We start from the raw sequence: 24,729 nt of genomic DNA on the forward strand, positions 1-24,729 counted from the left end.
CCTTTTTCTAGATAAAATTGGAAACAAGGAGAGTGACTTTAAATGGGGTTTAGAGAATTACACCGGAATATAAAGATCCGGATCATAACATCTTTTCTGACACGGATTGTTGGCACGATGATATTTCCGTTCATGGCGATCTACTTTTCTATGAAGGTCGGCCAAGTATTGGCTGGTATTCTTTTGATCGTAAACGTGTTAGTTTCACTATTTGTTAGTTTTTATGGAGGATATATCGCTGATAGGGTCGGCAGGAAAAAAGTGATGGTAACAGCACAAGGTATACAGGTCGCTGCATTCGCTGTTATGACACTGGCGAATTCGCCGATTCTTGATTCTGTCTGGCTGACATTTTCCATGATGTTGGTTTCGAGCGTCAGCTCTGGACTGATGAATCCGGCAGCTGAAGCGATGCTTATTGATGTGAGTACACCGGAAAACCGGAAATTTATGTACAGTTTAAACTATTGGTCTATCAATCTATCGATTGCTTTAGGAGCTATCATTGGCGGATTGCTGTTTAAATCTCACCGCTTCGAACTGTTTTCAGTTCTTACTATTGTTTCGGTATTCACATGGATCCTTGTTACGTATTGGATGACCGAGTCGTTTGAATCAAAACGTGCTGCGGTCAGTTCAGAAAAAAGAAACGTTTTGCGTGAAGTGATTGAAAACTATCGTTCTGTTATGCATGATAAAACCTTCATGCTCTATGTAGCGGGCAGCATCTGCATCCTGTCTTTAGAGTTCCAAATGTCTAACTACATCGGTGTACGGTTGGACCAAGAGTTTGCGGTACGTACTCTAACCTTCTGGAATGGCTTTTCGTTCGAGATGACAGGTATTCGAATGCTGAGCTGGCTATCTACCGAAAACACAGTGCTTGTCGTTTTATTAACCATATGGCTCACTAAAAAGATGAAACGGTTCAATGATATGAAAGTCTTTTTTATTGGGTTGTCTCTGTATTCTGTAGGCTACGCTATCGTTGGAGCCTCCAACTCTATGGGTATTCTGATGAGTGCAGTTCTTCTGTACACGATCGGCGAACTGCTTTACGTTCCGATCCGGCAGGCATTTTTGGCAGATTTGGCAGATGAGACGAAGAGAAGTTCGTATATGGCGATGAACGGTCTGGTTTTTCAAGCGGCAAAGATCGCTGGATCACTCGGTCTTACAATCGGAGCGTTTTTACCGTCTTGGACGATGGGAAGTTTATATCTATTGTCAGGCGTTATGGGTATGTTTCTGTTCCAGATGGCATTCACCCGGTTCTCTGCTACTAAAACTGCTGTAAAAGCAACGGCTTAGGAGGAATCAGCTTGAAACCACTCATTGCGAAAGAACCTGAAAATGTACCTGAATTAACGAAGACGCAGATCGATTGGCTGACTGACATCGTTTTTTATTATGATGACAAACCAGAACCATGTGACGCTGTTTTTGTATTTGGGGGAACACATCCAGGTCATTGGGAAAAAGCGATTGAAGCTTATCGTTCCGAACTGAGCAGCTTGTTTATTGTAACGGGAGGAGTCAGTCCTACTGGAAAAAAGCATGCAGGTTGGGAAGAACGAACAACGCCGGAATCACACGTGATCAGGAGAAAGATCATGGAAGCTGGCGTGCCTGAAGAATGTATTTTGTACGAAGATAGTTCCAGGAACTCGATGGAAAATGTTATATATGCGCTTGAGGTATTCGATTTTACAAAAGTGAAGTCATTGCTTGTGGTCACGAAAGAACATGTAGCTGGAAGGCAGATTCGTACGCTGCAGAAACATCTGCCTGAGACAGTCCGGTTTGCTCCCTTTGGATTTCCTGCTGTTTACAGTGACGAGGGCATAACGCGGGATAACTGGCATCTTACACACGAAGGAAGATCTCGTGTGTGGGGTGAGTACCTGCGTATCTGCAAATATGGTGATGCCGGACACTTAAGAGGCATCACTGTGGAAGAGAGAATATTATAAAGAAAGCCCTTCACTCATTTTCTGAGTTGAAGGGCTTTGTTGTGTGGTTATAATCTCTTATGCGCCTTTTTGTTCTTTAAGAGGAGAAACTTTCTTTGCAAGCCAGTTCTTGCCTTCCACTAAACGCGCTGTCATCATGCTTGCTACATTGTCACCCGTTGCGTTCAGCAATGTTGCGGGAGGATCAATAATAGCAGAAATCGCAGCAATAATCGGGAGTGCCTCAACCGGGAAACCAAACAACGACAGAATCAGCATCTCAGCGATCAGTCCGCCTTGAGGAATCGCTCCCATTACCATACCTACTAAAAGCGCTACCGCACCAACAAGGAAGTATGTGTCGATCCCCGAAAAATCCATCCCGAAAATCCCAAAAAGGAAAGTGATTTTAAGCACGCCGCCAATGACTGATCCATCCTTATGAAGCGTTGCACCAAGCGGAATTGTTGTTTCTGCAATATCATCAGGAACACCCATCTTTTTCGTCGCTTCTAAGTTAACCGGTATACTTGCAGCTGAACTGCATGTTGCAAGACTTGTAACTGACGGTGAAAGCATGTTTTTCCAGAACACTCGAATACCAAGCTTGCCGTGTGCCATCCAAGCATAAAGCGTAAAGAAACCAAAGAAGTACAGAATGGAAAATGGATAATAGAATAGTACTGCTTTAAAATAGGAACCTAGCAACGTAGGTCCGAATTCTCCAACGAGTGCCGCGAAGTAAGCCCCAAGACCAATTGGCGCATAATACATCACGTATTTCACCATCTGAAGAGTTACTTCACTTCCCGCTGTGAGGAAATTTGCTAGAGGCTTAGCCTTCTCTCCTACTTTTGATGTTGCAAGTCCTAATAATACAGAAAAAAGAATAAGTGCAAGCATGTTCGCACGGCTCAAAAGATCAACGAAATCAGGCACCGTAACTGTGCTGACTAATTGATCACCGATCGAAATATCTTCATTTGCCGCATCAGGTTTAACGAGATCGATATTAACACCTTCAGATGGAGGAAACAGCTTGATTCCAGCCATACTTGTAACGGCAGCGATCGTACCTGTTAACGTAAAAACGATCAGCATTGAGCTTATGATCTTGCCAAATCGTTTTGCTCCAGCCATGTTCGCGACGCTCGCTGAGATCGAAAAGAAAACAAGCGGAACAACGATCATGAACATAACATTTAAAAATAAGTCCCCGAACGGCTTAAGAACCGCCGCATCCTTGCCCATCACTGAACCGATCACACTTCCGATTATTATCGCAATGAGCAAAATGATCGGAGAACGATAAGCTTTCCACGTATTTTTCATAAAACTACTCCCCTTACTAGATTCATTGTCACTCTATCTATTTTATACAGAAATAATTTTTTGCATAGAGGGAAGCGAAAAAAAAGAGGGGGACAGACCCGGGTCTGTCCCCCCTTTTTTTTGTACGATAGACGTTGAATTAATAAGCCTTCGCCCAGTAGACAAGATGCTTTCCTTCTTGTTCGCAGCACACGCATTTGTCCGAGAGCTTTTCTTGTTCAAACGGCATGCAGCGTGATGTTGCACCTGTTTCATCTTTAATGAAGTTCTCGCATGCCTCTTCCCCGCACCACATAGCCTTTATGAAACCACCATTGTTTGTAAGACTTTCTTTAAATTCATCGAAAGTAACAGCAACCGACGTTTTCTCTTCGCGGTGTTTTTTCGCTTTTTCAAATAGGCTTTGTTGGATTGCAGCTAAGATTTCTTGAATTTGCGATTGTAAGTTTTCGATTGAGACCGTATGTTTCTCTCCTGTATCTCGGCGGACGAGTACAACTTGCTGCTTTTCGATGTCACGCGGTCCCACTTCAAGACGGAGCGGAATTCCTTTCATCTCATACTCATTGAACTTCCAGCCTGGTTTTTTATCGCTCGCATCAATTCCTGTACGAATTGTCGCTGAAAGCTTTTCTTTGAGATCGTATGCAAAATCAAGTACACCCTCTTTATGCTGAGCGATCGGCACGATCATTAATTGAATTGGCGCAATCTTTGGCGGTACGACCAGTCCTCTGTCATCACCATGGACCATAATCATTGCTCCAATAATACGTGTTGTAAAGCCCCATGAAGTTTGCTGCACCGTCTGCAGTTTGCCTTCTCTGTTTGTGAACTCGATGCCAAATGCTTTTGCGAATCCATCTCCCAAATGGTGGGAAGTTCCGGATTGCAAAGCTTTCCCGTCATGCATAAGACTTTCGATTGTGTAGGTATATTTAGCTCCCGCGAACTTTTCTTTTTCCGTTTTTTGTCCTTTAATGACCGGTACTGCCAAATACTCTTCACAAAGTTCCGCGTAAACATGAAGCATACGCACCGTTTCCTCATGGGCGTCCTCATCTGTTTCATGGCACGTATGCCCTTCCTGCCAAAGGAATTCCAATGTACGAAGGAAAGGACGCGTTGTTTTTTCCCACCGTACAACGTTCGACCACTGGTTATACAGCTTAGGCAGATCACGGTATGAGTGGATGATGCTTTTAAAATGCTCAGCAAAAAGTACTTCAGAAGTAGGTCGGACGCAAAGACGCTCTGTCAGCTTCTCCTCACCGCCATGTGTTACCCACGCAACTTCAGGTGCAAAACCTTCTATGTGGTCTTTTTCTTTTTGCAGCAGACTCTCTGGTATAAAGAGCGGCATGTAGACATTCTCATGCCCCGTCTCTTTAATCCGTTTATCCAGCTGCTTCTGAATGTTTTCCCAGATCGCATATCCGTAAGGTCTTAAAATCATAGACCCGCGGACGCTCGAATAATCGATCAGTTCAGCTTTTGTTACGACATCTGTATACCACTGTGCAAAATCGTCATCCATACTTGTTACGTCTCTTACATAATCCTTTGCCATTAGATGCACCCCGCTTTTTAGTAAATATAAAAAGCTATGCTTGTTATTAGGGACCATTGACATGGCGGTACCACCCTAATTCAAAGCATAGCTTTACACTCTTTCATGATAACGGTGTTGAACCGCTGATATCTTCAACTAGTATCGGAATCAGAACTTAGAGGCAGGTTCGATTGGCTGTCAGCAGGAACCTTTCAGCAAGCGGCTCCCTCTCTAAAGAAGACAAGATCAATGTACTAACCCTCATCGATGTTTCTGGTTGTTTTTTTAAAATTATAGTTGATACTGCCATGAACTGTCAATTAAAGATTTACGTCTCTTTGCTTATTGTCTCTTTATAGCTTTAAAGCGAAAAGGGGGACAGACCCGGGTCTGTCCCCCCTTCTGTCCTCTTCATAAAGTGGGGCTTTTTTTAATACATTAGTTACAGAGTAAAAGGAGGCGTTGTGTTTATGTACATTCATGTGGTTCAAAGGGGTGATTCTCTTTGGCAGATCTCTCAGCGCTACGGTGTTCAGATAGCATCAATCGTCAAGGTTAACGGAATTGAGAATCAGAATGTTTTAGTAGTTGGTCAGGCACTTGTTATACCTAATGCTTTCCCCACTTATACGATTCAGTCAGGAGATACACTCTACAAGATTTCAAGCCGCTTCGGAACGACTGTTGAAAGTTTAATAGGCTGGAACAACATACCTCTTGCTTCCGTCATTTATACGGGGCAAGTAATAGATATACCTGTACATGTCGTGAAACAAGGTGAGTCCCTTTATGCGATCGCAAATCGCTACGGCACTTCAGTGGCAGATTTACAAAGGGAGAACAATATTGCCAATCCTGCTTTGATCTATACGGGGACTCGGCTTTCCATTCCTTATAAACGGCCAGTAAAAGAAGTGAATGCTTATATAACCAATATGGGAGCTGCTGCTCAAACCGAAGTTCGTAATGTCGGTTCTTATCTAACGTATATTACACCTTTTAGCTATTCTTTAACCGAGACGGGAGGATTGACTTCGCTTCAGGATGAAGGAGTTCTTGCAGCAGCCAGAATCAATCGTGCTGCTCCGTTAATGGGAATCACCAATATAGAAAATGGAGCATTCGATTCTGATTTAGCAAAAACAATTCTTGAAAGTGAAACGTTGCAAGAAACCGTTTTGAATAATATTTTGAATACGATGCAGACGAAGGGATATCGTGGTGTTAATTTTGATTTGGAATATGTGTATCCCGAAAACAAGGAAGACTATAACAATTTCTTAAGACACGCAGTCTCCAAATTTAAACCATTAGGATATTCTGTTTCAACAGCTGTTGCTCCTAAATATACGGAAGAACAACCTGGATTATTATATGAGGGACATGATTACAAAGCACACGGGGAAATTGCAGATTTCGTTGTCGTTATGACCTATGAATGGGGCTGGTCAGGAGGTCGAGCGATGGCAGTTGCACCATTAGACGAGGTTAAAAAAGTACTAGATTATGCCGTTACTGCAATACCACGGCAGAAAATCATGATGGGAGTCCCTACCTATGGATACGACTGGACATTGCCATTTGTTCAAGGAACTTTTGCACGAACATTAAGTCCAGTTGCAGCGGTTAATTTGGCAGCCCAAGAGAATGTAGCTATTGAATTTGATGAGGATGATCAATCCCCTTTCTTTAAATATATTGATGACCAAGGCAAAGAGCATGAAGTCTGGTTTGAGGACGCCAGGAGCGTTCAGGCAAAATACCGAACTGCCATCGATTACGGCCTCCGCGGAGTCAGCTTCTGGGTATTGGGTATTCCTTTCCCACAGAACTGGCCAGTCGTTCGCGATACGATGCGTGTAAGGAAGATTTAGCTGGTTCTTTATTGGTTCGGTTCGTTGGAATAAGTGAATGAGTGAATGAAAAAAGCCTAAAATCCGTAGTATGGATTTTAGGCTTTCTTAATCAAAGGGGTGTGCGCCCCAAAAATACAAATCGGCGATTTGTATTTGTCTGGGGTCAGACCCCTACTTTTGTACTAGACCCACCACATCTCGGCTGGCTGCTCAGAGATGAGGATCGACTGCAGGTTCTTCACAGCACGAGAGAAGCCTTCCTCAATCGACATGATCGGATCTTCATGCTCGATGCTCACCACATAGTCATAGCCGTACGTACGAAGTGCACTCATCATATCAGACCAATCCTGAACAGAGTGGCCGCAGCCTACTGAACGGAAGCTCCATGCACGGTTCTGAACAGCGCCGTATGGCTGCATGTCTGTTAAGCCGTACATGTTGATGTTGTCTTGATCTAAGTATGTGTCTTTCGCATGGAAATGGTGGATCGCTCCAGCTTTTCCTAAGATCTTGATTGCAGCGACCGGATCGATTCCCTGCCACCATAAGTGAGATGGATCAAGGTTGGCGCCGATCGCGTCACATGTTTCTTCACGCAGTTTTAACAGCGTGTATGGCGTGTGGACTAAGAAACCGCCGTGAAGCTCTAAACCGATTTTAACACCATGTTCTTTAGCGAACTGACCCCATGTACGCCAATAAGGAATGAGCTTCTCTTCCCATTGCCACTTTAGTACGTCGCTATACTCGTTCGGCCACGGTGATACCGGCCAGTTCGGATACTTTGCGCTTTCAGAATCCCCAGGAACTCCTGAGAAACAGTTCACAACAGGGATGTTCATCAGCCCTGCAAGCTCTACTGTTTTTACAAAAGTATCATGAGATTCTTTCGCGAACGCCTCATCAGGAGACAACGGATTCCCGTGGCAGCTAAATGCCGAAATGGTTAAACCGCACTTTTCTACTTCATGCAGATATTCATTGCGCTTGTCTTCACTCGCTAATAATTCATCCAGCGGACAGTGCGCATTGCCAGGGTAGTTACCTGTTCCGATCTCAACCGCTTGAACGCCTGCCTCTTTTACATAATCAAGCATTTCAGTGAATGACTTTTGCGAAAAAAGAACTGTAAATACTCCTAGTTTCATGCTTTCTCCACTCCTTTTCCATTCTCAACAGGGACGCTTTTCCCCATCAAACTGCTTGCATAGATTGCTTCAATGACACGAGACGTGTCCATCGCTTCTTCCGCTTTTACTAATGGCTCAGCTTTCCCTAGACAGCTGTCAATAAAATTCTTAGCCTGTGGAAGTCCCGGATCATCTTCTCCAAGGATCCAGTCTGCTTTTGTAGTCGTCATCATACCGTTTTCTGCTTTATTGACCGAAAAAGGAAACACATCTAGCCCGCCGCGGTCACCTGAGATCCGAACCATTTCTGCATCATCTGGAATGTTTGCAGCCCATGATGTTTCAAACAGGATCGTTCCGCCGTTCGCTAAACGGATATATGCCGTAACATGGTCATCCACTTCAAACGTTTCTGCATCAAAAGAACCCCATTGGTTTACCTGCTCCGCTTCACGGCTAATCGTATTATACGTTTGTCCTGAAACTTCACTGATCGCGGGATTATCCAGAAGCCACAACGTTAAATCCAGCAGATGGCACCCATAATCTATTAAACTACCTCCGCCTTGAAGCTCTTTGTTCGTAAAAACGCCCCAGCCTGGAACCTTGCGTCTTCTCAGAGCCTGAACACGAACGACGAAAGGATTGCCCACTTCACCTGCCTCAATTACACGCTTTGCGGCTTGGGATTCTTTCATGTAACGATAATGATATGCGATGGAAAGTACTTTTCCAGAACGCTTTTCAGCCTCAACCATCTCGGCGCATTCTTCTACAGTCATCGCCATCGGTTTTTCACAGAGTACGTGTTTACCTGCATCAAGAGCCGCAACCGTTATTTCTCTATGAAACTTGTTTGGCGTGCAGATGACAACGGCATCCACATGCGGCCACATCTCTTGATAGGTTGTAAAAAAGTTCGGTACGTGAAATTTTTCAGCAACTGATTTAGCTACATCTACGTTCACATCACTGATCGCAGTAATTTCTGCTTGATCTCCAAGTTGTTGAAATGCGGGGATATGACGGCCCTGTGCGATGCCGCCAGCCCCGATTATGCCGATTCTTAATTTCATGCGTGTACTCCTGTTTTAACTTTTTCGATTGTCTTCTTCTCGTTTGACTCTAACGCTGCAAGGATGACTGCAAGTGAACGCTTGCCTTCTTCGCCAGTGATGAGCGGTGCCTCACCTGATTCAACCGCTTCAATAAAATGATCAACAACATGAGAGTTTGATTGATTTTCATTCGTCTGGATCGCACCCAGCTCATAACGAACAATCGACCCATTTGTATATTGTGCTACAAGTGAGTATTGAGGGTCGTCTTCTAAGCGAAGAATGCCTTTTTCTCCATAGATGATTGTTGAATTGTCTTCTTTCGCCGTGTATGACCAGCTCGCAGCGAGAGTTCCGATAATGCCGCTGTCTGTTTTTAATACACAAACCGCTGTGTCATCAACGGAAGCAAATTCCTTCGCACTTGTTTCTACAAAAGCTCCAACTTCAGCGATCTCTTCCCCAAGGATATAACGGATCAAGTCCGTTTTATGAACGCCAAGGTCTCCCATCGCACCGATAAATGCTTCATCCTTCTTAAAGAACCAGCTGTTCTTCCCGTCCACACTCCATGCCTCAGGTCCTGGGTGGCCGAACGCCGTGCGGAAGCTGTACACTTTTCCAAGCTCTCCGCTCGCAATAATCTCACGCGCTTTTTGATGTGCAGGAACGAAACGCTGATTGTGTCCAATCATGAGAGTCTTGCCGCTTTTTTCAGCTGCTTCAATCATCTCTTCAGCTTCTTTTAGTGAAGTTGCCATCGGTTTCTCACATAATACGTGCTTCCCTGCTTTTAATGCAGCAACTGAAACGGGTGCGTGCAGGTAGTTTGGTGTACAAACACTTACGGCTTCTACTTCCTCAAGAGCAAGCAGCTCGTTATAGTCCGTAAAGATCTTCCCGCCGTAAACAGCTTGAGCCGCTTCAGCACGTTCTTTTACAACATCACATACAGCAACGATCTCAACATCCTGGTTTGCCGCATACTCCGGCAAGTGGCGGTGATTGGCGATACTGCCACATCCGATAATTCCAACTTTTACTGTCATAATAACTTCCTCCTCATGATTGGTTATTTTATTTCCTTCTTGATAATTTGTTCATTTTCTTTCACTTCATTGAAAAATTGATTGGAGTGCAAGGTGCGAGACTCCTGCGGAACGAGTCGTCAGGTGGAGACTCCTAATGGCGCGTAGCGGAAGGAGACTCACCGATCGTCCCGCGGAAAGCGAGCGACCTGGAACGCAAATCAACTACTTTCAAAACAACAAAGTGTTTGCGTAAAAACCTTTAATTTATTTTGCACCAATTGCTTCAAGCGGTTTTGCGTTTCCGTATACAGGAGCCTGGCTTCCAGACGGAGCTAGGAAAGACACAGCATTCGTGATTACGGTTTGAACATCTTTGTTGTAGTAAGTCGGGTAAGTCTCGTGCCCTGGACGGAAATAGAAGACCTTCCCTTTACCACGGTTGTAAGCACAACCTGAGCGGAACACTTCTCCGCCTTCAAACCAGCTCACAAAAACAAGGTCATCTGGAGCTGGAATATCAAAGTGCTCGCCATACATCTCTTCTTTTTCAAGTTCGATATACTCACCAAGACCGTTTGCTACCGGATGGCTAGGATTCACGATCCAAATGCGTTCCTTTTCGTCAGCTTCACGCCATTTCAAGTCACAAGACGTGCCCATTAGCTTTTTAAAGATTTTAGAAAAATGACCTGAATGAAGTACTAATAGACCCATTCCTTCTAATACACGCTGCTGGACTTTGTTCACGATCTCATCATCCACTTCGTCATGTGCAAGATGTCCCCACCATACCAGTACATCTGTGTTGTTTAACACTTCCTCTGTTAAGCCGTGCTCTGGCTCATCAAGTGTTGCTGTCTTCACATCGTGGCCTGCGTTCTCTAAAAATTCAGCGATCGCACCATGAATTCCTTTTGGATAGATTTCTTGCACTGTCGGATTCTTCTGCTCGTGGCGGTTCTCGTTCCATACGGTTACTTTAATCATTTGTGTATGCCTCCTATATATGTGTAAGCGTTTTACGTAAACGTTTACGTCTTTCTTAAATAAAAATGAAGCGAATGTTGCCTCCGTTTTTTACTTGTCGCGTAAATCACAGACTGACTGCCTCTCTACGATTGTAAATGGCATGTAACGGCTTTTTGCTTCTTTTTCTTCACCTTTAATCAATTTAACTAAAATCTCGCCTGCGGTCTGTCCCATATCTTTTAATGGCTGTGAGACAGTTGTCAGCGCAGGGTAACACATTTCTGCGATCTTCAGATTATCGTATCCGATGATCGACAGTTCTTCTGGTACTTTAATGCCTAGCTGATGCGCTGCGGACATCGCTCCGATGGCCATCTCGTCACTCGCAGCAAACAGAGCGGTCATATTCGGCAGCTGTTTCAGCAGCACAGGCAATGACTCTTTTCCATTTTGAAAACGATAGCCTTCATTCGTTGTGATGTGAGCTACTGAAAAGGCGAGGGAATACTTTTGAAGTGCTTCCTTGAAACCTTTCATACGGGGAACTCCCGCAATCGGATCATTCTTGCTGCCGCCTATCATCCCGATCTGTTTGTGCCCTTTTTTTATAAGGTGCTCAGTTGCCTGGAAAGCTCCTTCAAAATCGTTTACTCGGACGAAAGGAAGATCATAGTTTGATGATGCAGTTGATACGAGTAGAACTGGAACTTTCATCTCTTGAAAAATCTTGTAGTACTCTTCCTTCACGTCTTCTGAGGCAAAGATGATGCCATCTACCCTTTTTTCCTGCAATAATCGCAAATATTTGACTGTCCGCTTCCCGCTGGAAGTCGTATTGCAGACGATGACACTGAATCCGCCGTCATGAGCAGCATTCTCGACACCTTCTAACACTTCTGAAGAAAGCATTCCGGACACTTCTGGAAACAGGACTCCGATCGTCTGCGTCCGTTTGTTGATCAGTCCCCGAGCAATGGCGTTCGGCTGATAGCCTAAAGCTTCAATAGCTTCTTGAACTTTTTTCTTCGTGTCCTCCGAATAGCCTGGCAGCCCGTTAACGATTCGGGATACCGTCGCAATTGAAACGTTTGCATACTTGGCTACATCTTTAATTGTCGGATTCAAAACATCTACCTGCTTTCTTGTTACGTAAACGTTTACATTTACCCTTTCAATCTATCAGCGCTCTTTAAAAAAGTCAATTATATTTTCTGTAAAAAAGATTACAGTTTTTGAAAAAGGGAAAAGAATACTAATATGAAATGGAGGTCACGTCTTATGTGGTATCAGCACTCATTCTTTAAGTACGGGGCAGGTGCCGTACTCGTACTCACGATTCTATTCTTACTAGGGAAAATCGACTATCTTATTGACTTCCTGTATCTTGTGATCTCGAGCGTTTTCTTTCCGGTGTTTATCGCAGGATTGTTATATTACTTGCTTCGCCCGCTCATTCGTTTTTTGATCCAAAAGAAGGTGCCAAAATTTCTTGCTATCTTCCTGGTCATGCTGGGATTAATTTTAGCATTCACCGGAATTTCAGGTGTTGCCATTCCTATTGTCGCGGATCAGGTGACAAACCTTACAGATGACTTCCCTAAAAAAATTGGTGAGGCTACTGAAAAAACCGGGAAAATGGTCACAGGTGAAAACAAATCATTCATTGACAGCACACAGGTTGCTAAGCTTGCTACTGAACGCCTCGAAAAGTTCACAAGCTCCATCTCCAAAGACGTTATCGCTCTCGTTACTACTTTAACGAATATCGCACTCGTTCTGTTGGTGGTACCGTTTATCCTATTTTATTTATTACTGGACGACAAAAAGTTCTTTAATTATTTTCTAAGACTTGTTCCTCACCACATGGAACATGATGTCGCTGCCATTCTGCGTGATATCGATTCAACACTGTCTTCTTATATAAAAGGACAAATATTGGTGGCCATATTTGTCGGAGTATTTATGTATGCCGGCTATATGATCATCGGCCTTAAGTTTGCACTCGTACTGGCTCTTTTTGCTGTGTTGACCAATGTTATTCCTTTTCTTGGACCATTTATCGGGGTGTTCCCTGCTCTTTTGGTAGGGCTCATTCAAGACCCGGTGATGGCGATTAAAGTAGCTTTTGTAACTCTTGTTGTACAGCAGGTTGAAGGTAACATCCTATCTCCTCAGATCATGGGAAGAAAGCTTCGTATTCACCCGCTAACCATCATATTAGTCGTACTGATGTCTGGTGCTGCTTTTGGCTTTATCGGTCTGCTGCTCGCTATTCCGGCTTATGCAGTTACCAAAACCATCATAAGTAACCTGTACCGAATCTATTTGTTATACAACCCACCAGAAACGAGAAGTGATTTGCTCTGAAAGGAGAGCCGATTTTGACTGTAAAACAGCCATTCGTAAAAAAAGAAACGTATAAGGATAAGATTAAGAACCATTTTGAATCTTTCCGTCCATGGATACATCGTTTTGCCAGAATTGGATACCTGTCAAAGGGCATTGTGTATGTTGTAATTGGAATTCTTGCCCTGATCACTTCCACCGGTACACATCTATATGAAGCAAGCTCGCAAGGGGCACTTTATACGATTGCTCAGCAGCCTTTCGGACCTGTCTTATTGATTGTACTTGCCGTTGGATTAAGCGCCTATGCTTTCTGGCAGATCACGAAAGCAGTCTTTGATCCCGAATGCGTCAACCATAGCTGGAAAAGGTGGTTCAGCAGACTGAGCTATTTATTTATTGCAGGTGTTTATACAGCGATGTGCATCAGTGCTTTGCGGATTCTATTTCGGGCAAGAGGCGAATCGTCGGATAAAACCTATCAGACTTTGTCGGCACAGATGCTTGCACAGCCTTTCGGACAGTTGTTGGTTGCGATCGGAGGACTGATTTTTGGCATAATCGGAGTTATTTTCCTGTTCAGAGCGATTTCCCGCAAGTTTAAAAAAGATTTAAAGAAAAACGAGATGAACAAGAAGGAATGGAAATGGAGCGGCTACATCGGCACGTTCGGGATGATAGCCCGAGGGATCGTATTTATGATTATCGGCTTCTTTCTCATACGCACCGCTATCCTTGCAAATCCTGAAGAAACAAAAGGGCTGGACGGTGCACTTCTAGAGCTTTCGAAGCAGCCATTCGGTCCGGTACTCCTTGCAATCGTTGCCCTTGGCTTTATCGCTTATGGCGTGTTTATGTTTGCAAGTGCCAGATATCGCAGATTGAATAACCAATAATGAATAAAAATCCTTGCCGACATGCCGGCAAGGATTTTTGTTTTATGTATGGGGGTCTGTCCCCGGGACAGACCCCCATCCCTTTTTCACTCTCTAGACCACTTTTCTAATGTGCGGTCCGTTGGCAGCATCACGGTCAAAAGACCTAACAAAGGCAAAAAGCTGATGAGCAGCATGGTGTAGGAAATGCTTGTAACATCCGCTACCTTACCGAGTACAACTGAACCGAGTGCTCCCATTCCGAACGCAAGACCTACAATTAATCCTGAAACCATTCCGATCCTTCCAGGAACTAATTCTTGCGCATAAACCACTGTTACCGAGAAGCTGGTGTTTAAAATAAAACCGATCATGAAAAACAGCGGTGCTATTGCCCATAATCCGACATGCGGTAAAAGAAGTGCGAGTGGTGCTGTTCCGACCATCGACCAAAAGATCATGTTCCTCTTCCCTAAACGGTCTGCAATCGGTCCGCCGAAGAATGTACCGAGCACCCCTGACGCCATGAATACAAATAAATAGATTTGTGCCTGGCGAATCGTTAAGCCGTAATCATGAATCAGATAAAACTGATAATAGTTGCTGATTCCTGAGAAATACCATGACCGGCCGAACACAAGGAATACAAGAAGAGCCATCGCCAGAATGACTTGATTTTTACGTTTTTTATCGATCGCTTTTTTCTCACCGGTCTGTTTTTTTACACGAGGAAAATGAGCAAGCTGTTTTGCGTACCAGCCTGATACATAAAACAGAACAAAAATAGCAACTGCTGCAAACGATGTGAACCACACCGCACCAAACTGACCAAGCGGAACAAACACAAGAGCAGTCATCACAGGTGCCAATGAACTCCCAGAGTTTCCTCCAACCTGATAGATGGACTGTGCAAGACCACGCCGATTCCCGGCTGCCATATAAGCAACACGTGAACCTTCTGGATGAAATACCGCGGATCCGAGTCCGATCCCAATAACAGAGATGATAATCATATAAAATGAATCAGCAAAAGCAATCCCTAACATACCTATTAAACTAGCCATCATTCCAAATGGCAATAAATAGGGAGAAGTGGTTTTATCTGTATACCAGCCTACGATCGGCTGCATGACAGATGAAGTAATATTGAGCGTAAAGGCAATCCACCCAAGCTGTGTGAAAGTAAGCCCCATCGATTTCTCTAAAATTGGAAAAATTGCAGGGATTACCGCCTGCATCGAGTCATTTAACAAGTGAACAAAACTAATAGCAAATAAAATTGAATAAATGGTCTTCTGCTGTGAAGACGCTAAGCTTGGCGTCTTTCCTGTTGAAGTGGCCATGCTGCATTCCTTCTTTCTTTATCTACTCATAAACTTCCAGACTATGTATCTTTTCAATAGATTAACACAACAAACAAGTCCATTACGAAAATAGTGATTTTCGACACGTAAAATCAAGCATTCCTTCTAGAGAAGAAAAGAATATGGCAAGCGGGAAATAAATTGTTTGGGGTCAGACCCCATTTCCCAAATAGAGAAGCCAGCCCCGCTCGGGCTGGCTTCTCTTCATCTTTTACTTTTCACTTCCCAGAATAAACGGACTTACAAACCAGCTCAGATCTTTTCGATTACTTTATCGATGATTCCATATTTTAATGCTTCTTCTGCTGACATGAAGTAATCGCGGTCTGTGTCTTTTTCTACTTTTTCAATCGGCTGTCCAGAGCGTTCTGAGATGATTTTATTCAAGAGCTCGCGTGTTTGCAGAATACGTTTAGCGTGGATGGCCATGTCAGATGCCTGCCCTTGTGTTCCGCCGAGCGGCTGATGGATCATGACTTCGGCGTTCGGAAGCGCATACCGCTTTCCTTTTGCGCCTGCTACTAATAGAACGGCACCCATCGATGCTGCCATGCCGATACAGATCGTGGATACATCTGGTTTGATAAACTGGATCGTGTCATAAATCGCAAGACCTGCAGTCACTGAGCCCCCAGGTGAATTGATGTAGATGGAAATGTCTTTATCAGGATCTTCAGCTGCGAGGAAAAGAAGCTGTGCTACGATCGAATTCGCCACATTATCATCAATGGCACTTCCGAGCATGATGATACGGTCTTTTAGCAGCCTTGAGTAAATATCATACGAACGCTCGCCGCGGTTCGTGGATTCAACAACCATTGGGATTAAGTTCATCTGTTTTCCTCCTAATTATGCCGCGATTGCCATCGGGCTTGTGCTCGTTGTGTGTGGTACATTTATTTTACCGAATCCTGATGTTATAAAAATAATCTTCGCTGGCTGTTGCTGACTGTCAGCGCCCTCAACCTGCACTTCTTTTTTCATCGGGATCACATTTGTTTCTTCTGAGACATGATCTGTTTTTATTGGTGTAATTGTACTCTTCTGTTCTTCTTTCACGCTGTGCCGCCTCCTTCAGGTTTTGGGTACATCGCCATTGAGACATGAAACGTTCTGGATTTTCCTTGTTTTGGATCATGATGTTTTTTGATCAGTTCTGATAGCATGTTTGTGTAATCTTGCAGAAAAGCTTGCCGTTCTTCAACGCCTAAAAGTGAGAGCTCCATCTCCATGACCGCACTCGGAATTTCCTCATTCTCAGCCTCTTCCATCAGGGATACCGCGTCTCGTTTTATTTTTTCCGTCAGAGACAATACATGAGCGAGTGTAGTCTGATCCTTCAGCTTTCGGATGGTTTCTTGTGACAGACCGAGTGAATCAGATAACAGAAAAGTCTTTCCCGCACTTCTATAAAGAACTTCTACAAGGTTTCTTACATTCCTTGCGCCTGCCCGCATAACAAGCCCGACTTTTTCCAGTGTCTTCAGATGATAGTTCACCTTTTGAGCGGAATCATTCATCACTTTTGATAGTTCTGTTGCCGATCTCGGCTCCTTCAATAAGCTTATGATCTCTGACCTGACAGGATGCAGAAGTGCCGCAGCCTGTTCTGGCTCTGTGACGACAAATGTTTCTGGTACGGGTTGATTCCTGTTCACTCACATCACCTCACTTTTTTAAATTCATTCCTCACGTAAAAAAAATACTTTACGTAAAGTTATTTTATTACGATAGGCTTCATTATGTCAAAGATTTACTCAAAATATACACTTGCCTAAAAACATAAAAAACAGACTGCCTATCTATAACAGTCTGCATTCTGAATCATTTTATAAAAGCGGTATGACGCCAAGGATAAGGAAGATCCCAGCCATCCCGACGTTAAACCAAAATTCTGTTTTTTGTTTAAATATTCTTCGTTCCACTGCGCGGAATATAAATACCGTCATTAAGATCGAAAACAATACAGAAGGGCTCTCCCAATACTTGCCGTTATAGATCGCGAGCAGCAGCCCCAGGAACATAAGCAGCATTTCGGCATAAACCCACTGTTTTGGTCGTTTTTTCATCTGATAAAAGGCCCCCTTTTCACCGGGTGATAGTACTCAGTGTACGATTTGAAGGCCTATTCGGTGCATGATCTTACATAGATTTTTCAGGCTGCTGCTCTGCATTCAGTTTTACGTATGAGCTTTTTCCAATCAATCGGAGAATCACCCATCCAATGACACCGCCCGCGACAGAGCTTGTGAGAAACGGAAGCACGAAGAAGAATGCGCCTGTCTTCGATCCTAAGAAGAGGGCTGCGATTGGAACTGCAACAACCGCTCCAATAACACCTGTTCCAATCCACTCACCTGCCGCTGCTGCTCCAAACGTTTTAAGTTTTCTATAAAAATACCCCGCTAACAATGCTCCAATCATCCCCCCTGGAAAAGCAAGCAGCGAGCCTACACCAAATAAATTACGCAAAAGTCCGATGGCAAATGCTACAATCACAGCTGGTATCGGACCTAATGTTACACCAGCGATGACATTTATCGCATGCTGAACAGGAAAGGCTTTTGCAACACCAGCTGGAATCCAAAATACATGTGAAGCCAGAGTCCCTATAGCAACAAACATGGCCATAACCGTCAGCTTCTGAACTGAAATCTTCACTTACAATCCCCTCTTTGCGTTTAATATATCTAGTAACAATTCACGAGATGCTTTACCTGGGTCTTCTGACTGACTGATCGCTGAAATGATTGCCGCTCCATCTGCACCCGCTCTTATAACGGATGCGGCATTTCCGAGAGAGATTCCACCAATTCCAACAACAGGAACCGTGATCCCGTTTGTTCGAAACTCTCGGAAGATTCCTGTTCCTACAGGCTCCTTCGCATCAGGTTTTGTAACAGTTGCGTAGATCGGGCCTGCTCCGATATAATCAGCTCCATGTTCAACAGCATCTTTTGCTTCAGCAAGGGTATGCGCGGAAACGCCGAGAATCTTCCCTTCTGTCTCTTTGCGGATGAAAGCTAAACTGCCATCTGTCTGCCCAACGTGAAGACCATCAGCATCCACAGCTTTCATCAATTCCAGATCATCGTTCACGATAAAAAGAACACCGTGATCCCTGCAGATTTCTTTAGCCATCTTTGCAATTTCCAACCGTTTTTCACCTATTAAGGAATGGGCACCTTTTTCACGGTATTGAAAAGCTGTGATGCCGCCTTTAACAGCGTGAAGCAGGATTTCACGGAAAGACTCTGGAGACTGACAGTTCATCGTTCCTGCCACAAAATAGAGTGATAGCTTATGAGCCAGGTTCACTTGTGAGAGTGTCGTCATGTGTGTGCACCTCTTTCAACAACTGCTGCTGGGAGCTCTAACCAATTGATGTCATCCTCCCAAATGGACGTCGTACTTTCTAATAAAAAGAGTTCATCTAAGAGCTTTGTTTGAAAGCTTCCAGGTCCTCTCGAAGTTTTCACAGCTTCCTCTGCTGCTTTCGTGAGCATCAGAAGTGCAAGAGCTGTGCGCTCTAATAAAGGTAGATTGTGTACGGCTTCCTCTTTTTGATCAGCCTGATACAGCGCGATCATTGAAGTTGCAAAACAGCCAGTTCCTGTCACAAGTGAGAGCATCGGATGTCCATGTGAAAGTTCGATAACCCTTTCTCCATCGGAAACAATATCCTTTTCTCCAGTCAGCGCAATTAAGCACCCCGTCTGTTTTGCAGCAGCTATAGCAAGCTGGTGTAGATCATCTTCAGACCTGCCGAGCTCACCGTCTGCACCTCGGCCATCCCAGCCAAGACCAGCAAGAAACTTCATCTCTGCTGCATTCCCGCAAATTGTCAGAATTGTTTGGGGACTGACCCCCTTCAATTGTGAATATTCTGACAACAAGTCTTTAATGGTTTCCTGGCGGAACGAAGAGAGTCCTACACCTACAGGATCGAGGACGACAGGCACTCCACAGTGCATGGCCTTACGAAATGCAAGTCTCATAGACTTAGCTGAAGCTTCTTCCAAAGTTCCTATATTAAGGACCAAAGCATCAGCCACCGCAACTGCGTCTTCAACTTCCCGTGCGTCATGGACCATGATAGGACTTCCACCTGCAGCTAAAACACCATTAGCAAGAAAGTTCATCGTTACGTGATTTGTAATATGGTGAACTAATGGGCGCTCTTTCCTGATTTGTTCCACAAATGCTTTCCATACTTGTAATCTAGTGCTGTTCATGAAGAATCCTCCTATAAGCAAAGTGATTGACCGGTCCATGTCCAGAACCGACATCGATACCATGTTCGATCGCTGTCTGTATAAAGTTTTTAGCATTCCGAACGGCATTTTCCATCGTTTTTCCGTAAGCCAATTCAGCTGTAACTGCAGCTGAGAATGTACAGCCCGTGCCGTGTGTATTTTTTGTGTAAACCCGTTTATCAACTAGTTCCCACATCTCATTACCGTTGTAGATGAGGTCTGAGACAAACTCTTCATCCATATGTCCGCCTTTTATCACTACACATCCGGCACCCATACCACACAGAATGCGAGCCGCTTCACGCCTTGCTTCATCACTTGTAATCCCAACTCCTGTCAGCGCTTCAGCTTCAGGAATATTAGGTGTGATCACTTTTGCGAGGGGGAGCATGTACTTTTTCATCGCTTCTAGAGCTTCGTTCCCCAAAAGGGTCGCTCCGCCTTTTGCAACCATCACAGGATCGACGACGAGGTTGCTCCACCCAAACTTTTTAATAAAATAGCCAACTCTTTCAATAAATTCACCCGAAAACAACATCCCTGTTTTTACCGCATCAGGCTTAAGGTCGCTTCCTATCGATTGTAATTGCTGTTCCAACCCTGCCAGAGGCACTGGATACACCCCTTGTACACCCATCGTATTTTGAGCCGTAACGGCAGTCAGAACCGACATTCCGTATACACCAAATTCCTGGAATGTCTTCAAGTCAGCCTGAATACCTGCTCCTCCTCCACTGTCAGAACCTGCGATTGTCAGTGCTTTGCAAACTTTGATCAATTGTCCCATCACGTTCCCCTCCTAAAACTATAAACACAAAAAGCCACCCGCAAATAATAAGCGGGTGGCTATTACGATTATAGATAGTAATGGACCACGCCGCTTCCCTACGCCAGTATTAACCGGATCAGGTTCAAAGGGTCGAAGGCTAGCACCTTCTCTCAGCTTACAAACATAAGCACCCCTAGCGGAAATGACGATATTGATTTAACACAATCCTACTCACATACCAGACGAAAAGTCAACGTTTTTTTAAAATATGTGTTTCTCAGTGTTTAAGCCTTCCAAAATACGGGGAAATAGTAAGTAACACAAAATAAACACATAAATAACACTAAATTATAACACTTGTAACAAATGAGAAATCCTACTGACAAAACGAGTCAATTCGTTAACAAAATTACCAAAAGGTGGTGAAAACACAGTACATTGGAATGATTATCAAAAATTTTTTCAGAATTTTCAAATAAAATGGTTGTCATTGGGCACCTTGCTCAGTATACTAGTAGAAACCTAGAAACATAAAAGGTTAAATTGGATAGGGAGATAATTTCAAGGAGGGAAAACAGGATGAAAGACAAAAACACTTCTTTTAACAAAAATCAAAATGAGATGGTGCAGTACAAACAACAAAAAAGAGACCCATTTGCCTTCAGCCTTATTGCCCAAATGGTTCTGGATGAAGCTCTGCACAGCTATTACAAGGAATATTATGAAAAAGAAATCGACAACGCCTTGGGTCAAAAAGATAAAGAACGTTTTATGAAACTGACTGAAGAATACAAAGCATTTCTCGGCTAAGGCTTTTGGTAACGGTTCACCATAAAGGTGCCGTAAAAGCCAAAACACCCTTTCAGCTTCCGGACTATAATCCGTGCTGCAGAGGGTGTTTCTGACGTAACTGTCAACTAACAAATCTGACATGAACACAACTTAATGACTTCTTACATGGATGTCGGAGAACCCGGCTTTTTCTTTTGCCCTTTTTTCCTTCTCCACAACCAGAATACAACGGGAATCAACACAAGCCACAAAGGTGCTAATCCAATTAGTGCGACGACGATAATCGAAATTGCAGAAACAAAGAAATTCACCGTTTCCATGAATAGCATCTTCGTTTTTTTCCAAGTGTTCAGGTCACCTGTCTGCAGCTTCTCTGCTTTCAAATTCTTTACTTCAAACTGTATCGTAACGGTCGAATAATCGCTTTGATTTTTTAAAAAGTTAAGTCTTCCTTCTATTTGTTCGATCTCTTCTTGAACTCTGGCAAGATCTGCAGAGATTTTTAATAAGTCTTCCGTCCTTTCAGCCTCTTTCATAAAGGATTCGAGACGATCTCTCACCTGTTGCTTCGCCTTTAAGCGAGAAGACAGATCCACATATTCTTCTGTAACATCTTCTCCTCGCACACTTTCATGAGGAGAACCTTCACTTAAATCCTTTACTTCCTGCAAAAAGGGCCGGAAACCATTCATCGGAACTCGTACGGCCATCATCCCGTCCTCATAACCTTCCTCACCGATATTCGTAGTAGATTCAACGATATAACCGCCTTTATCTTCAACCATCTTTCGAACCGTTTCCATCGCGCTCTGCAGTTTGTCTACGGTAATCCGCAGATCCGCGTTATAGATCACTTTCCGCTGATCTCGAATCGATTGCTTTTTGTCACTTTTCTCTGGCGAAGCTGTTCCTTCATCAGCAGATGAGTTAGAAACTTCCGTCTTCGCTTCAGAACTTTCGCCTCCTGCCATGTCATGTGAAGCTTCTTTTTTACTACCCCCAGTACTGCTGCAGGCACCTAATAATAAGACACAGATCAATACCCACACTTTCCAAAATTTCCACATATCGTAAATCCCCCTTTTTGGCTTAGACGCTTTTTACTAAAAAAAGGTTTCAGGACACGAAAAACCAACCTATTGAATGATTTTTTCTTATCCTTTTTTATGATAAAATGTTGTCTGGTGATTAGTTGTTTGAAAAAAATCCGATTTATGCTAGTATGTACAGGATAAGTAAGTGGTTTAACTGGAGGAATAGCATGTCAATGATAGGAAGAAACGATCCGTGCTATTGTGGCAGCGGAAAAAAATATAAGAAATGTTGCTTACATAAAGAAGAGCAGACACGTGAAGTATCCTTTCATCAGGAAGGACTCATCAAATATGCACTTGAGAACTATCAGCAAGATCTAGCAGCGCGTACGTCTGAGTATGTGAAGAAATATCCGGTTGGCAAGGACCAGGAGCAAACGTATGCGAACATCGCTGTTTGCTGGGAAGTTTTCTGTTCTGAGATAAAAGACGGCAGAACACCTGTTGAGCTTTATGTTGAAAAGGTGAAGAACTCAGTGAAGCCTGAAGTTGCTGAGATCTTAGCAGGCTGGACCCATACAGTTCCTTCCCTTTATAAAGTGGTTGAACAAAAAACTGGCTTTATTTTTACAGTGAAAGACATCTGGACAGACAAAGTGTACGATGTGACGATCAACGCAGCTGATAAGCCAAAAGCAGACAGCGCATTGCTTGGAACACTCGTATCGAACGGCATCAATTACGAATTTTATGTCGGTTATGTAGAGATGCCAATTTCTGAATTGCCGCCATTAAAAGAAGCAATCGAGAAACTGCAGCCATTAGCAGATGCTAAAGAGATTTTCAAAAATCAGTTCCCGGCTGTACTGCAGCTTTCTTTAATTGATATATCGGCAGGAGTTCCGAAGCCTAAAGCAGATCAAACGCAAGCTAGCACTGAAAAGCCTGCAGCTGAGGCAAATGCAGAAGGTTCTGCGACATCAGATGAGAAGGATGAGAAGTACACAGCTGTAACAGAACTTGTTAAAGCCAATGCGGAAACCGAAGTGGTTGAAGAGGCTGAAAAACTTTGGGATGAATATATCAACGAATCCAAACCAGCCATCCGTAAAGAAGAAATCTATGCTGCAGCTTTGGACTACCTCGTATCTAAAGATATTAGAGGCATTAACTCCACACAAGCTGAAACAGCCAAGAAATACGGTGTATCACCAGCAAGCCTTTCATCTCGCTATCGTGAAATGAAAGAACTATTAAGCGTATAAGCTATCATATATCTCATATTCTCCCGTCAGGACTCTCCTGGCGGGTTTTATTATGAATCACTAAAGAAAAATAAATATTTGCAATTGTAAACCTTTGTACTAATATCAATATTAAGAAGTATTTTCCATTTTGAGGCGGAGGTTTTCAATGTGATTCCATTATTCACAGAAAAAGAAATTGAAGTTGCAGGGCAAAAAAAATTGTATGGCACTCTTACAATCCCCGAAACGATCGACAGCAATGAAAAATATCCAGCCGTTCTGCTTATCTCTGGGTCTGGCCCTCTGGATCGCAACGGAAATGGTCCGAAGGGAAAATATCAGCTAAATGTTTATAGTGAACTTGCTGAGCACATAACAAATTTAGGTTTTATCACGTTTCGATACGATAAAAGAGGAACAGGCAAAAGTGAAGGAGACTGGTTATCAACCGGCTTTTGGGATCTCGTCGAGGATTCGGAACTAGCACTTCAAGTCCTAAAAGAACATCCTCTTGTTGATCCAGATAAAATTATCGTTGCAGGTCATAGTGAAGGCACAATAATCGGCACAGCATTATCGGAAAGACAATCACTCAATGGATTGATGCTCTTATCTGGCGGAGTTGGTAATTTAGATGAATTCACAACACATCAGCGTTTATTTACCTACCAAGAATTAAAGAGCTCTAAAGGTTTAAAAGGATTCCTTATGAGGTTACTCATTAATGAAAAGAAAGCAGAACTTAAAACACGGAAGCAAATACAGAAAATTATAGGATCTAATAAAGATGTTTACAAAGTTTATTACCTATTAAAACAGCCTGCAAAGTGGTTCAGAGAGCACTTTGCCTATAATCCAAGAGATGGCTTGAAGAAGATAAACTATCCTGTTATAGCAATTTGTGGTGACAAAGATGCACTTGTTGATCCAGCCCTCTTAGATGAGCTTCACACACTAGTACAGGGACCTTCTGACACTCATATGATTAAGAATATGGAGCATGGCTTCCGTTTTCAGCAGGAAGACAAAACTATGGTAAGAGTAAAGAAGCTGTTGAAGATCCTTCCTTCAAGGCCATTGAACCCGGATGGATTAGATGTGATATCCCATTGGCTAGAGTCAAATTATAAATCCAGTCGTTCAAATAATATCGCACAATAAAA

Annotated in this window: 25 protein-coding genes, 1 riboswitch and 1 other annotated feature; of the genes, 8 read left to right on the forward strand and 17 right to left on the reverse strand. The window is 43.4% G+C overall.

Going from position 1 to position 24,729, the window contains the following annotated elements; translation table 11 throughout:
• Window positions 1-42 precede the first annotated feature (42 nt).
• Together EV282_RS12055 and EV282_RS12060 are read left to right on the forward strand one after the other, a co-directional pair.
• Complete coding sequence (locus tag EV282_RS12055) at window positions 43-1,311, forward strand: MDR family MFS transporter (RefSeq protein WP_130296044.1); 1,269 nt, start codon at window positions 43-45, stop codon at window positions 1,309-1,311.
• An 11-nt stretch (window positions 1,312-1,322) separates the two neighbouring features.
• Complete coding sequence (locus tag EV282_RS12060) at window positions 1,323-1,973, forward strand: YdcF family protein (RefSeq protein ID WP_130296045.1); 651 nt, start codon at window positions 1,323-1,325, stop codon at window positions 1,971-1,973.
• 57 nt (window positions 1,974-2,030) lie between these two features.
• Here EV282_RS12060 and EV282_RS12065 read toward each other — a convergent pair whose 3' ends face one another.
• Both EV282_RS12065 and proS read right to left on the reverse strand, forming a co-directional pair.
• Entirely contained in the window at window positions 2,031-3,284 is a 1,254-nt protein-coding gene (locus EV282_RS12065) for a dicarboxylate/amino acid:cation symporter (RefSeq protein WP_130296046.1), read from the reverse strand.
• Window positions 3,285-3,423: 139 nt separating this feature from the next.
• Window positions 3,424-4,854, reverse strand: a complete 1,431-nt coding sequence (gene proS, locus EV282_RS12070; RefSeq protein WP_130296047.1) for a proline--tRNA ligase — start codon at window positions 4,852-4,854, stop codon at window positions 3,424-3,426.
• 45 nt (window positions 4,855-4,899) lie between these two features.
• Window positions 4,900-5,113 (reverse strand) — a binding site (T-box leader).
• Window positions 5,114-5,306: 193 nt separating this feature from the next.
• Here proS and EV282_RS12075 point away from each other — a divergent pair.
• Entirely contained in the window at window positions 5,307-6,710 is a 1,404-nt protein-coding gene (locus EV282_RS12075; RefSeq protein ID WP_130296048.1) for a LysM peptidoglycan-binding domain-containing protein, read from the forward strand.
• Window positions 6,711-6,874: 164 nt separating this feature from the next.
• On the opposite strand, the gene EV282_RS12080 is transcribed toward EV282_RS12075, so the two are convergent.
• From EV282_RS12080 to EV282_RS12100, 5 genes are all read right to left on the reverse strand, one after another.
• Window positions 6,875-7,843, reverse strand: coding sequence for a sugar phosphate isomerase/epimerase family protein (locus tag EV282_RS12080; protein WP_130296049.1), 969 nt, complete (start codon window positions 7,841-7,843; stop codon window positions 6,875-6,877).
• Complete coding sequence (locus EV282_RS12085) at window positions 7,840-8,901, reverse strand: Gfo/Idh/MocA family protein (RefSeq protein ID WP_130296050.1); 1,062 nt, start codon at window positions 8,899-8,901, stop codon at window positions 7,840-7,842. Before EV282_RS12085 ends, EV282_RS12080 begins: the two co-directional genes overlap by 4 nt.
• Complete coding sequence (locus EV282_RS12090; RefSeq protein ID WP_130296051.1) at window positions 8,898-9,935, reverse strand: Gfo/Idh/MocA family protein; 1,038 nt, start codon at window positions 9,933-9,935, stop codon at window positions 8,898-8,900. The genes EV282_RS12085 and EV282_RS12090 overlap by 4 nt, the downstream gene beginning before the upstream one ends.
• Before the next feature lie 243 nt (window positions 9,936-10,178).
• Window positions 10,179-10,901, reverse strand: a complete 723-nt coding sequence (locus tag EV282_RS12095) for a ThuA domain-containing protein (protein ID WP_130296052.1) — start codon at window positions 10,899-10,901, stop codon at window positions 10,179-10,181.
• Window positions 10,902-10,991: 90 nt separating this feature from the next.
• Window positions 10,992-12,008 (reverse strand): LacI family DNA-binding transcriptional regulator, encoded by a 1,017-nt coding sequence (locus tag EV282_RS12100; protein WP_130296053.1) that lies wholly within the window; start codon window positions 12,006-12,008, stop codon window positions 10,992-10,994.
• Between the two features lie 153 nt (window positions 12,009-12,161).
• On the opposite strand from EV282_RS12100, the gene EV282_RS12105 reads away from it, so the two are divergent.
• Together EV282_RS12105 and EV282_RS12110 are read left to right on the forward strand one after the other, a co-directional pair.
• Window positions 12,162-13,250, forward strand: a complete 1,089-nt coding sequence (locus tag EV282_RS12105) for an AI-2E family transporter (RefSeq protein ID WP_165389441.1) — start codon at window positions 12,162-12,164, stop codon at window positions 13,248-13,250.
• A gap of 14 nt (window positions 13,251-13,264) precedes the next feature.
• Complete coding sequence (locus EV282_RS12110; protein WP_130296055.1) at window positions 13,265-14,125, forward strand: DUF1206 domain-containing protein; 861 nt, start codon at window positions 13,265-13,267, stop codon at window positions 14,123-14,125.
• Window positions 14,126-14,211: 86 nt separating this feature from the next.
• Here the strand turns inward: EV282_RS12110 and EV282_RS12115 are convergent, their stop codons facing one another.
• The 9 genes from EV282_RS12115 to thiD all read right to left on the reverse strand — a co-directional run bounded on the left by EV282_RS12115 (window position 14,212) and on the right by thiD (window position 20,511).
• On the reverse strand, window positions 14,212-15,447 hold the full coding sequence (locus EV282_RS12115; protein WP_130296056.1) for an MFS transporter: 1,236 nt from the start codon (window positions 15,445-15,447) through the stop codon (window positions 14,212-14,214).
• A 273-nt stretch (window positions 15,448-15,720) separates the two neighbouring features.
• Window positions 15,721-16,302, reverse strand: a complete 582-nt coding sequence (clpP, locus tag EV282_RS12120) for an ATP-dependent Clp endopeptidase proteolytic subunit ClpP (protein WP_130296057.1) — start codon at window positions 16,300-16,302, stop codon at window positions 15,721-15,723.
• 15 nt (window positions 16,303-16,317) lie between these two features.
• The gene (locus tag EV282_RS12125) at window positions 16,318-16,527 is read right to left on the reverse strand and encodes a hypothetical protein (RefSeq protein ID WP_130296058.1); all 210 of its coding nucleotides are present in this window, start codon (window positions 16,525-16,527) and stop codon (window positions 16,318-16,320) included.
• Window positions 16,524-17,126 carry a winged helix-turn-helix domain-containing protein gene (locus tag EV282_RS12130; RefSeq protein ID WP_130296059.1) on the reverse strand — a complete coding sequence of 201 codons (603 nt, stop codon included), beginning with the start codon at window positions 17,124-17,126 and terminating at the stop codon, window positions 16,524-16,526. Before EV282_RS12130 ends, EV282_RS12125 begins: the two co-directional genes overlap by 4 nt.
• A 171-nt stretch (window positions 17,127-17,297) precedes the next feature.
• Window positions 17,298-17,537: a hypothetical protein gene (locus tag EV282_RS12135; protein WP_130296060.1), complete on the reverse strand. Its 240-nt coding sequence runs from the start codon at window positions 17,535-17,537 to the stop codon at window positions 17,298-17,300.
• Between the two features lie 73 nt (window positions 17,538-17,610).
• Window positions 17,611-18,123 (reverse strand): energy coupling factor transporter S component ThiW, encoded by a 513-nt coding sequence (gene thiW / locus EV282_RS12140; RefSeq protein WP_278043785.1) that lies wholly within the window; start codon window positions 18,121-18,123, stop codon window positions 17,611-17,613.
• A 6-nt stretch (window positions 18,124-18,129) separates the two neighbouring features.
• Complete coding sequence (gene thiE / locus EV282_RS12145; RefSeq protein WP_130296061.1) at window positions 18,130-18,804, reverse strand: thiamine phosphate synthase; 675 nt, start codon at window positions 18,802-18,804, stop codon at window positions 18,130-18,132.
• Entirely contained in the window at window positions 18,801-19,703 is a 903-nt protein-coding gene (thiM, locus tag EV282_RS12150) for a hydroxyethylthiazole kinase (RefSeq protein WP_130296062.1), read from the reverse strand. The genes thiE and thiM overlap by 4 nt, the downstream gene beginning before the upstream one ends.
• Entirely contained in the window at window positions 19,690-20,511 is an 822-nt protein-coding gene (gene thiD, locus EV282_RS12155) for a bifunctional hydroxymethylpyrimidine kinase/phosphomethylpyrimidine kinase (RefSeq protein ID WP_130296063.1), read from the reverse strand. The genes thiM and thiD overlap by 14 nt, the downstream gene beginning before the upstream one ends.
• A 78-nt stretch (window positions 20,512-20,589) precedes the next feature.
• A riboswitch (TPP riboswitch) is annotated at window positions 20,590-20,698 on the reverse strand.
• Between the two features lie 374 nt (window positions 20,699-21,072).
• Between thiD and EV282_RS12160 the strand changes: the two genes are divergently transcribed.
• Window positions 21,073-21,303, forward strand: a complete 231-nt coding sequence (locus tag EV282_RS12160; RefSeq protein ID WP_242611862.1) for an IDEAL domain-containing protein — start codon at window positions 21,073-21,075, stop codon at window positions 21,301-21,303.
• A gap of 143 nt (window positions 21,304-21,446) precedes the next feature.
• On the opposite strand, the gene EV282_RS12165 is transcribed toward EV282_RS12160, so the two are convergent.
• Window positions 21,447-22,352 (reverse strand): DUF4349 domain-containing protein, encoded by a 906-nt coding sequence (locus tag EV282_RS12165; RefSeq protein ID WP_130296064.1) that lies wholly within the window; start codon window positions 22,350-22,352, stop codon window positions 21,447-21,449.
• Window positions 22,353-22,546: 194 nt separating this feature from the next.
• On the opposite strand from EV282_RS12165, the gene EV282_RS12170 reads away from it, so the two are divergent.
• The gene (locus EV282_RS12170) at window positions 22,547-23,584 is read left to right on the forward strand and encodes an SEC-C domain-containing protein (RefSeq protein WP_165389442.1); all 1,038 of its coding nucleotides are present in this window, start codon (window positions 22,547-22,549) and stop codon (window positions 23,582-23,584) included.
• A gap of 150 nt (window positions 23,585-23,734) precedes the next feature.
• Window positions 23,735-24,727, forward strand: coding sequence for an alpha/beta hydrolase family protein (locus EV282_RS12175; RefSeq protein ID WP_165389443.1), 993 nt, complete (start codon window positions 23,735-23,737; stop codon window positions 24,725-24,727).
• The last annotated feature ends 2 nt before the right edge of the window (window positions 24,728-24,729 follow it).

Origin of the sequence: Fictibacillus sp. BK138 (genome assembly GCF_004216955.1) — a bacterium.
Classification (GTDB): domain Bacteria; phylum Bacillota; class Bacilli; order Bacillales; family Fictibacillaceae; genus Fictibacillus.

Bases quoted from the DNA above. Each gene is read 5' to 3' on its own strand.
- EV282_RS12085 (WP_130296050.1), bottom strand. From the start codon at position 8,901: ATGAAATTAAGAATCGGCATAATCGGGGCTGGCGGCATCGCACAGGGC.
- EV282_RS12095 (WP_130296052.1), bottom strand. From the start codon at position 10,901: ATGATTAAAGTAACCGTATGGAACGAGAACCGCCACGAGCAGAAGAAT.
- EV282_RS12075 (WP_130296048.1), top strand. From the start codon at position 5,307: ATGTACATTCATGTGGTTCAAAGGGGTGATTCTCTTTGGCAGATCTCT.
- EV282_RS12105 (WP_165389441.1), top strand. From the start codon at position 12,162: ATGTGGTATCAGCACTCATTCTTTAAGTACGGGGCAGGTGCCGTACTC.
- EV282_RS12135 (WP_130296060.1), bottom strand. From the start codon at position 17,537: ATGAAAAAACGACCAAAACAGTGGGTTTATGCCGAAATGCTGCTTATG.
- proS (WP_130296047.1), bottom strand. From the start codon at position 4,854: ATGGCAAAGGATTATGTAAGAGACGTAACAAGTATGGATGACGATTTT.
- thiM (WP_130296062.1), bottom strand. From the start codon at position 19,703: ATGAACAGCACTAGATTACAAGTATGGAAAGCATTTGTGGAACAAATC.
- EV282_RS12165 (WP_130296064.1), bottom strand. From the start codon at position 22,352: ATGTGGAAATTTTGGAAAGTGTGGGTATTGATCTGTGTCTTATTATTA.
- clpP (WP_130296057.1), bottom strand. From the start codon at position 16,302: ATGAACTTAATCCCAATGGTTGTTGAATCCACGAACCGCGGCGAGCGT.
- EV282_RS12080 (WP_130296049.1), bottom strand. From the start codon at position 7,843: ATGAAACTAGGAGTATTTACAGTTCTTTTTTCGCAAAAGTCATTCACT.
- thiD (WP_130296063.1), bottom strand. From the start codon at position 20,511: ATGGGACAATTGATCAAAGTTTGCAAAGCACTGACAATCGCAGGTTCT.
- EV282_RS12055 (WP_130296044.1), top strand. From the start codon at position 43: ATGGGGTTTAGAGAATTACACCGGAATATAAAGATCCGGATCATAACA.
- thiE (WP_130296061.1), bottom strand. From the start codon at position 18,804: ATGACGACACTCTCACAAGTGAACCTGGCTCATAAGCTATCACTCTAT.
- EV282_RS12170 (WP_165389442.1), top strand. From the start codon at position 22,547: ATGTCAATGATAGGAAGAAACGATCCGTGCTATTGTGGCAGCGGAAAA.
- EV282_RS12160 (WP_242611862.1), top strand. From the start codon at position 21,073: ATGAAAGACAAAAACACTTCTTTTAACAAAAATCAAAATGAGATGGTG.
- EV282_RS12115 (WP_130296056.1), bottom strand. From the start codon at position 15,447: ATGGCCACTTCAACAGGAAAGACGCCAAGCTTAGCGTCTTCACAGCAG.
- EV282_RS12065 (WP_130296046.1), bottom strand. From the start codon at position 3,284: ATGAAAAATACGTGGAAAGCTTATCGTTCTCCGATCATTTTGCTCATT.